Origin of the sequence: Streptomyces sp. NPDC004542, from assembly GCF_040610035.1 — a bacterium.
Classification (GTDB): Bacteria; Actinomycetota; Actinomycetes; order Streptomycetales; family Streptomycetaceae; genus Streptomyces.
On the sequence record NZ_JBEXLP010000041.1, the window covers coordinates 55,647 to 63,748 of the forward strand.

The 8,102-nt window shown below is 70.1% G+C and carries 7 protein-coding genes and 1 pseudogene; all 8 read right to left on the minus strand.

Annotation, left to right across the window (positions count from 1 at the left end):
• Positions 1-24: 24 nt before the first annotated feature.
• The gene (locus ABZX30_RS22475; protein ID WP_355936039.1) at positions 25-606 is read right to left on the minus strand and encodes an ATP/GTP-binding protein; all 582 of its coding nucleotides are present in this window, start codon (positions 604-606) and stop codon (positions 25-27) included.
• Positions 587-1,156: a DUF742 domain-containing protein gene (locus ABZX30_RS22480; protein WP_355936042.1), complete on the minus strand. Its 570-nt coding sequence runs from the start codon at positions 1,154-1,156 to the stop codon at positions 587-589. Before ABZX30_RS22480 ends, ABZX30_RS22475 begins: the two co-directional genes overlap by 20 nt.
• Before the next feature lie 96 nt (positions 1,157-1,252).
• Entirely contained in the window at positions 1,253-1,666 is a 414-nt protein-coding gene (locus tag ABZX30_RS22485) for a roadblock/LC7 domain-containing protein (protein WP_004983065.1), read from the minus strand.
• A gap of 10 nt (positions 1,667-1,676) precedes the next feature.
• Entirely contained in the window at positions 1,677-4,949 is a 3,273-nt protein-coding gene (locus ABZX30_RS22490; RefSeq protein ID WP_355936045.1) for a nitrate- and nitrite sensing domain-containing protein, read from the minus strand.
• 378 nt (positions 4,950-5,327) lie between these two features.
• A complete protein-coding gene (locus ABZX30_RS22495) occupies positions 5,328-5,903 on the minus strand; it encodes an ATP/GTP-binding protein (RefSeq protein ID WP_132855910.1) in 576 nt (191 codons plus the stop codon).
• The gene (locus ABZX30_RS22500; RefSeq protein ID WP_019058642.1) at positions 5,884-6,282 is read right to left on the minus strand and encodes a DUF742 domain-containing protein; all 399 of its coding nucleotides are present in this window, start codon (positions 6,280-6,282) and stop codon (positions 5,884-5,886) included. Before ABZX30_RS22500 ends, ABZX30_RS22495 begins: the two co-directional genes overlap by 20 nt.
• Before the next feature lie 111 nt (positions 6,283-6,393).
• The gene (locus ABZX30_RS22505; RefSeq protein WP_003973453.1) at positions 6,394-6,807 is read right to left on the minus strand and encodes a roadblock/LC7 domain-containing protein; all 414 of its coding nucleotides are present in this window, start codon (positions 6,805-6,807) and stop codon (positions 6,394-6,396) included.
• Between the two features lie 9 nt (positions 6,808-6,816).
• Positions 6,817-8,102 (minus strand): annotated as a pseudogene (locus tag ABZX30_RS22510) (hypothetical protein); the annotation flags it as partial.

An 8,102-nucleotide genomic window follows, 5' to 3' on the forward strand; every position in this document is an offset into this window, starting at 1 on the left:
CCATAGGGACGTCATGCGTGACGGTCAGCGGAGCCGCGCCATCAGCGCGTGCTCCACGAGAGTGATGAGCGCCGACTTGGCGTCCGCGCGGTGGCGGGCGTCGGTCGTGATGATCGGGGCGTCGGGGCCGATCTGGAGCGCCTCGCGGACCTCGTCCGGCGAGTACGGCTGATTGCCGTCGAAGCCGTTGAGGGCGATGACGAAGGGGAGACCCGAGTTCTCGAAGTAGTCGACCGCCGGGAAGCAGTCGGCGAGACGGCGGGTGTCCACCAGGACGATCGCGCCGATGGCGCCGCGGACCAGGTCGTCCCACATGAACCAGAAGCGGTCCTGGCCGGGGGTGCCGAACAGGTACAGGATCAGGTCCTGGTCCAGGGTGATGCGGCCGAAGTCCATGGCGACCGTGGTGGTCGTCTTGTCACCGGTATGGGTGAGGTCGTCGATGCCGGCCGAAGCGGACGTCATCACGGCCTCTGTGCGCAGCGGGTTGATCTCCGAGACGGCGCCGACGAACGTGGTTTTGCCCACGCCGAAGCCGCCCGCCACCACAATCTTCGCGGAGGTGGTGGAGCGGGAAGGACCGCCGCTAGAGCTTGCGAAGTCCACTGAGCACCCTTTCGAGCAGTGTCACGTCTGGCTGGCCACCGGCGTTCTCGTCGCCGCCGGGCTGATGGATGGCGACCAGGCCCGCCTCCGCCAAGTCGGCGACGAGGATCCTGGCCACGCCGAGAGGGATCGTCAGGAGGGCCGAGATCTCGGCTACCGACTTGATCTCACGGCAGAGGTTGCAGATCCGCTGATGCTCGGGCAACTGGCCCTGCATCTGGTGCGGCTGCGCGGTGGTGTGCACCAGCGCCTCGATGGCGAGCTGGTACCGCGGGCGGGTCCGGCCGCCGGTCATGGCATACGGACGGACCAGCGGATTGTTCGAAGCCCCGGCGGGCGCCTGCTCGGGACGACGGTGCGGCTGCACCGGCTGGATGCGCGGCGCGGGCGGCTGGTCGTACGGCGAGGGGCCGGGGACCTGCGGTGCGTACGGCTGCTGGTGGCTGGGGGTGGAGGGGAAGTTGTACCGGTTCGCGGAACCGTCGCCCTGGCCCTGTGCAGGCCCGTACGACCAGTTGCCGTTATGGGAACCGCCTGGGGGTGTTGCCACTTTCTCTCCTCCTCCGACCGTGCCGGGCACCCATCCCTGTGGAGCCGCGTCCCGAAACCTTACGGCCCCGGAACGCGAAAACGCACCGTCCGATAGTTAGTTGAGAAGGCTCCCCTGGAGTTCCGCACGCAGATCCGGGGTAAGAACCGTGCCTGCGCGATCCACCAGGAGCGCCATTTCGTACCCGATGAGGCCGATGTCCGCCTCGGGGTGTGCCAGGACCGCCAGCGAGGAACCGTCGGAAATGGACATGATGAACAGGAATCCCCGCTCCATCTCCACAACAGTCTGATTCACGCTGCCGCCCTCGAAGATCCGGGAGGCGCCTGCCGTCAGAGACGTCAGACCGGAGGCGACGGCCGCGAGCTGGTCGGCGCGGTCGCGGGGGAAGCCTTCGGACATCGCCAGAAGGAGTCCGTCGGCGGAGACCACCACCGTGTGGGACACCCCCGGGGTGTTGTCCACGAAGTTGGTGATCAACCAGTTCAGGTTCTGTGCCGCCTGGCTCATCGGGCTCACACTAACGCTCCTGGTTGTAGGTGCTGTCAGGACCACTGTGCTGATTCCTAGTGGCCTGGCCGTTCGTTCCACTGCCTGCGTTGCGTCCGCGCTGAACGCCTCGACGCAGGTTGCTCAGCCTGCCCCGGACGTCCTCCGGAGCGCGGGAGACCTGTGGGCCTCCCTGGGGAGTGTTCTCGGCGGCGCCCTCGACCAGGTTGGCCTTGGGCACCCGCCGCGGCAGACCGGAGGCGGTTACTCCGCCTGCCTTGGGCTTCCGGAGCTGCGAGGCCTGCTGCCACCGCTGGTCGTTCGCCGAACGCCAGTCGCTGCCACCGTCGCTCTCCACCGCGGGAGCCGAGGCTTCCTGGCTCAGGTGCCCCGCACCGTTCGAGTCGTTCGACCCGCTCGCGATGGACCCGCGGCGGGGCAGCCCGGCGTCGGTCAGCGCGTGGCCGGCGGTGGAGGCCGGTCCCGGACGGTCGAAGCCTACGCGGTCCTGCTCGCTCACGTCACCGGCCTGCACGGATTCCGCTTCCGGAGCGTACTGGGCCGGGTAGCCGTTCTGGTAACCGTCCTGCTGGGGCCAGTCGTCCTGGTAGGGCTTCTCCCCGTAGGCCGGGTAGGCGTCGGAGGCGGCGGCGTGCACGGCCGCGTGCTCCTCCTGGGCCGGCTCCGCATACGCGGGCTCCGGGTAGCCGCCACCCGACGAGAAGGCGTCGTTCTGCGGCAGGCCGCCGTTCGGCGCGTAGTACTGCTCGTCGTACGCGGGCTGCTGCGGCTCGTCGTACGCCGTCTGCTGCTGCTCCTGGTACGCCTGCTGCGGGTCGTAGGCCGCGGGCTGCTCCTGGTAGCCGGTACGGCTGCCGTCGTAACCCTGGCTGTCGAACTCCTCGACGTAGGCGGGCGTTTCCTGGACGTCCTGCCGGGCCTCGATCGCCTGCGGGTCGTGGCCCTGGGCCTCCAGGGCCGCACGGCGCTCCTCGCGCATCAGCGAGCGGCCGACGGGGTCCAGCTCCCGGATGTCGTCGGGGACGTCGGCGTAACGGCTGTCGTCGAAGCCGAGTTCGGCCGCCGTGCGCATCGGCTGGAGCTGCTGCTGCTGCGGGTTGAAGTTCTCGCCCTGGAACTGCTGCTCCGGGATGATCTGGGAGACCGTGAACTCGTCGCGGTCCAGCGCCTGCTCGCCGCCACCGCCGTGCGTGATCGCGTCCGGCAGCATGACCAGCGAGGTCGTACCGGCCTGCTCGCCCGAGGGGCGCAGCTGGACGCGGATGCCGTGCCGGTCGGACAGCCGGCCGACCACGAACAGGCCCATGCGCTGGGAGATCGCGGCGTCCACGGTCGGCGGGTTGGCCAGCTTGTGGTTGATGTCCGCGAAGTCCTCGGCCGTCAGGCCGATGCCCTTGTCGTGGATCTCGATCATGATGCGGCCGTCGGGCAGACGGGTCGCGGTCACGCGGACCTTGGTCTGCGGGGAGGAGAACGTGGTGGCGTTCTCCAGGAGCTCGGCGAGCAGGTGCACGAGGTCGGTCACGGCGCGGCCGTGGATCTCGGCCTCCGGGACGCCGGAGAGCTCGATGCGCTCGTACTGCTCCACCTCGGAGGAGGCGGCGCGCAGCACGTCGACCAGCGGGACCGGCTGGTCCCAGCGGCGGCCGGGCTCCTCGCCGGCCAGGACCAGGAGGTTCTCGCCGTTACGGCGCATACGGGTCGCGAGGTGGTCCAGCTTGAAGAGGTTCTCCAGCTGGTCCGGGTCGGCCTCGTTGTTCTCCAGGTCGGTGATCAGGGTCAGCTGGCCCTCGATCAGCGACTGGTTGCGCCGCGAGAGGTTGGTGAAGATCGCGTTGATGTTGCCCCGCAGCAGGGCCTGCTCGGCGGCGAGCCGGACGGCCTCGCGGTGGACCTGGTCGAAGGCGCGGGCGACCTCGCCGATCTCGTCCCGCGTGTTGATCGGGATGGGTGCGACGCGGGTGTCGACCCGGCCGGGGTCGGTCCGGGAGAGCTGGTCGACCAGCATCGGCAGGCGCTGCTCGGCGATGCCGAAGGCGGCGTTGCGCAGCTGGCGCATCGAGCGGCTCATCTGGCGGGCGACCGCGCCGGCCAGGATGAACGCGAGCAGCAGGGCGATCACCACGGCGGCGCCGGTGATGTAGGCGTCACGCTGGGCGTTGTCCGCGATGGTGGACGCCTCGTTCACCGCGTTGTCGGCGAGGTCGGACTCGATCTGGCGGTAGGCGTTGAACTTGAGGGTGTTGACCGCCCACCAGTTCTGGGCGGTGATGCCCTTCTGGGCCAGCGCGGCGCGCGTGGTGGGATCGGTGTCCTTCAGCTGCGCCAGGGCCGCGACCATCTTGGTGGGGTCGGACGGCGGCGCCACGTAGTTCGGGTCCTGGGCCTTGGCCGCCTGGGCCATGGCCTTGCCCTCACTCTGGATCTTCTTCTGGGCCGCCGCCAGCGCGGCGATGTCCTGATCGGTGCCACCGCTCTGGTACTCCTGGATGGCGATGCCCTCCAGGTAGGCGTACGACGAGAGGGCGATGCGCTGGGTGGCCAGGTTCGGGGCGTCCGGACCGGGTTTGATCAGCAGGTGCATGCCGATGGAGCGCTGCAGGGAGAGGGCACCGTTGGCGAGTGAGACGGCGTAGACCGTACGGCCGTAGCTGGTGATGTTGCCGGTGCCCAGGCCAAGCTCGTTGGCGAACTCGAGCAGCCGGTGCTCGATCTCGACGTAGCTCTCCTCGGTCTGCACGCCCGTACGCTTGGCGGTGTAGGCGGTCGCGCGGATCTGCGACAGCTCCGGCTCCACGGCACGGAAGCGGGTCAGCCGGCGGTTGAGGTTCTCCCGGTCGGGCATGTGCTGCACGGCCGCGTCGAAGGCGTCGGCGGCCCGGTCGGTCTCCTGGCGGACCTTGACGACGGTCGGGTCCTTCTCGCCCTTGCCCTGCAGCAGCGGCGCGGCGCTCACGTCACGCTCGACCAGCAGCGCGTTGTTGTAGCTCACGGCGGCGCGCACCAGCCGGGCGGTGTTCTCCGCGTCCTGGGCGTCCTGCCAGGTGTTGATCGAGGCCCTGACCTGGAAGCCGCCCATGACGAGCCCGACGGCCACGGGTATGAGCAGGATCGCGTTCAGACGGGTGGGCACACGCCAGTTGCGCGGAGTGAATCGGCCGCCGCTCTTGGCGGGGGCTGCCGCCGGTTCCGGACCGGGCGCGGGGGCGGGCACCGCAGCGCGCGGCGGCGGGGTGAAGTTGCCCCGGGCCGACGGCGCGGGACCGTTCTTGCTTCGCCTCACTCGACCAACAACCTCTCGGCGGCGGGCACCTACGTCGTGCCGCAGTCTCTCAGAACCCGGTGTGTCACAGACCACGGGGTAGTACGTCTTTGACTATTGGGCAGTTCAGGCATTCCAGCACGGGGGCCTGCGCACTTCCAAACAGCGGAAACAGCCGAAGCATCCACTTGTAAGTGCTAGATAAAACGGTCATAAAGAGCGAGCCCCGCCAAAACGCGGGGCGTTCGTGCGCGCAGCGGTACCGCCTGACCGCGACGCGTGGCGACATCGTCCGATTCCTCTGCCGAAACGTTATGAACACCGGAGCCGACCGTGTCAAAGGCCACAGTCGGCTCCGGTGTATTTACGACAACTGCCGTACGGCGTTCTTGATTTGCCTTACCTCAGGCGGGCCATCAGAGCGTGCTCCACCAGCGTGATCAGCGCACTCTTGGCATCGGCGCGGTGCCGGGCGTCGGTCGTGATGATCGGGGTGTCCGGTCCGATCTGCAGCGCCTCGCGTACTTCCTCGGGCTGGTAGGGCTGCTGCCCGTCGAAGCCGTTGAGCGCCACGACGAACGGCAGACCGCTGTTCTCGAAGTAGTCCACGGCGGGGAAACAGTCGGCCAGCCGCCGGGTGTCCACGAGCACCACCGCGCCGATGGCGCCGCGCACCAGGTCGTCCCACATGAACCAGAAGCGGTCCTGGCCCGGCGTGCCGAACAGGTACAGGATCAGGTCCTGGTCGAGCGTGATGCGGCCGAAGTCCATGGCGACCGTGGTGGTCGTCTTGTCCCCGGTGTGGGTGAGGTCGTCGATGCCCGCGCTCGCGGACGTCATCACCGCCTCCGTGCGCAGCGGGTTGATCTCCGAGACGGCACCGACGAACGTCGTCTTGCCCACGCCGAAGCCACCCGCCACCACGATTTTCGCGGAGGTGGTCGCCCGGCCGCCGTCAGAGCTTGCGAAGTCCACTGAGCACCCTTTCGAGCAGCGTCACGTCCGGTGCGCCGCCGTTGTTCTCATCGCCGCCCGGCTGGTGGATGGCCACCAGTCCGGCCTCGGCAAGGTCTGCGACGAGGATCCTCGCCACACCCAGCGGCATGGCGAGCAGTGCCGAGACCTCGGCGACCGACTTCACCTCGCGGCACAGGTGACAGATCCGCTGGTGCTCCGGGAGCAGTCCCATGAGCGCTGCCGGGTCGGCCGTGGTGCTGATCAGCGCCTCGATGGCGAGCTGGTAGCGCGGCCGGGTCCGGCCACCGGTCATCGCGTAGGGACGTACCAGCGGCTGGTCGCCCTCGTCCCCGTACGGCTCGGCGTACGGATCATGAGAGGCGGTGGGCGGGGTCATGAATCCTCCGGGCGGGACAGCAAGTCGGTCGGGCAAGCCGTCTGACGGGGCCGGTGGGGGGATTGTGGCGGCCTGACGGTGGTTTGGTGATACGGGTGGTACCGGAGCCGATCAGTGGAGCAGACTGCCCTGTAGTTCGGCGCGCAGGTCGGGCGTGAGCACCGCGCCCGCGCGGTCGACCAGGAGTGCCATCTCGTAGCCGACGAGGCCGATGTCGCACTCGGGGTGGGCCAGGACCGCCAGGGACGACCCGTCCGAGACGGACATCAGGAAGAGAAAGCCGCGCTCCATCTCGACGACCGTCTGCGCCACGTTGCCGCCCTCGAAGATCCGGGAGGCCCCGGCCGTCAGCGAGGTGAGCCCGGACGCGACGGCCGCCAGCTGGTCGGCACGGTCACGCGGGAAGCCTTCGGACATCGCCAGAAGGAGACCGTCGGCGGACACGACGACGGTGTGGGACACCCCGGGGGTGTTGTCCACGAAGTTGGTGATCAACCAGTTGAGGTTCTGTGCCGCCTGGCTCATCGGGCTCAACTAACGCTCCTGCTGGTGAGTGGGGTTCGGGAAGCTGCCGGTCTGGCCGGTGCCGGCCTGGCGACCCTGCGCGATACCCCGACGGAGATTGGTCAGCCGGCCGCGTACGTCGTCAGGCGAACGCGAGACCTGCGGACCGGTTTGGTGCTGTTGCTGCTGAGCCGTGCCCGGGACGAGGTTCGCTCGGGGCACCCGGCGCGGCAGGCCGGACGTGGTGACGCCGCCCGCGGCCGGCTGCCGTACGCGCTCTGCCTGCCGGACGAGTTCGTCGTTCGGCGAGGTGCGCCAGGAGCTGGTGACGGGACGCTGTGGGGCCGCCGGGGCGGCGGGAGCCTGCGGCTGCTGCGGGGCGTGGGCCGGAGCCGAGCCGTTGCTCTGCTGCGGTTCCCGCTGTCCGCCCTGGCCGCCGCCCTGGCCACCGTGGAACCAGTTGGTCTCCAAGGTGTCGTACAGCGGTGTACGACCGTCCCCGGGACCGGTGGCCGGCGGCAGGGCCTCGGGCTCTGGCCGGACCGGACGCTGCTGCGCCGGGACCGGCGGACGCGGCGCGCCGAAGTCGGCGCCCCGCCCGCCCGGCTGCGGCCGCTCGAACTGGCCGGTGCCGGAGCCGTTGTGGCGGCCGGGCAGGGAGTGCTGCCCGGTGGACCCACCGTCGAAGTCCGGGGTGGCGAACCGGCCGGTGGAGTTGTTGTCGTAGCCCGGCGCGGGGAACTGGCCGGTGGAACCGGCGTCGTACGCCTGCGGGGCGGCGAACTGGCCCGTGCCCGGGCCGTCCGGCTGCCCGGCGGGGGCACCGAAGACGTCGGAGCGGATGAACGAGCCCGTGTTCTGGGAGCCGTTGACGCCGTTGACGCCGTTCATGCCGTTCACGTCCGGGCGGGGGAACTCGCCCGTGGCGGCCGGACCCTGCCGGTCGTCGATCCGCGGCATCTCCGCGGTCGAGCCCAGGCCCTGCCGGTCGTCGAAGCGCGGCATCTGCGAGGTCTGCGCCGGGTCCTGCTCGTCGTGGCCGCGCGGGGCGTCCAGCGGGGAGTGCGACACCGGCGGCCGGCCGGTCTCGTCGCCCCAGCTCGGCGTACGCTGCTGCGGGTTGCCGCCGGGCAGTTCGGCCCGCGGTCCGCCACGCGGCGGAAGCTGGGGCTGACGGCCCTGGTCGAAGGCGTTGCCGCCGTTGTCACCGCGCTGCGGGGGCACCGGGCCGCGGTTGTTGCCGAAGGCGTCCTGCTGGGGGGCGCCCGGACCGGCGGCCTGGAGGCCCTGCGGGCCACCCGGGGCCTGACCGCCGA

Bases quoted from the DNA above. Each gene is read 5' to 3' on its own strand.
- ABZX30_RS22500 (WP_019058642.1), bottom strand. From the start codon at position 6,282: ATGACCCCGCCCACCGCCTCTCATGATCCGTACGCCGAGCCGTACGGG.
- ABZX30_RS22485 (WP_004983065.1), bottom strand. From the start codon at position 1,666: ATGAGCCAGGCGGCACAGAACCTGAACTGGTTGATCACCAACTTCGTG.
- ABZX30_RS22505 (WP_003973453.1), bottom strand. From the start codon at position 6,807: ATGAGCCAGGCGGCACAGAACCTCAACTGGTTGATCACCAACTTCGTG.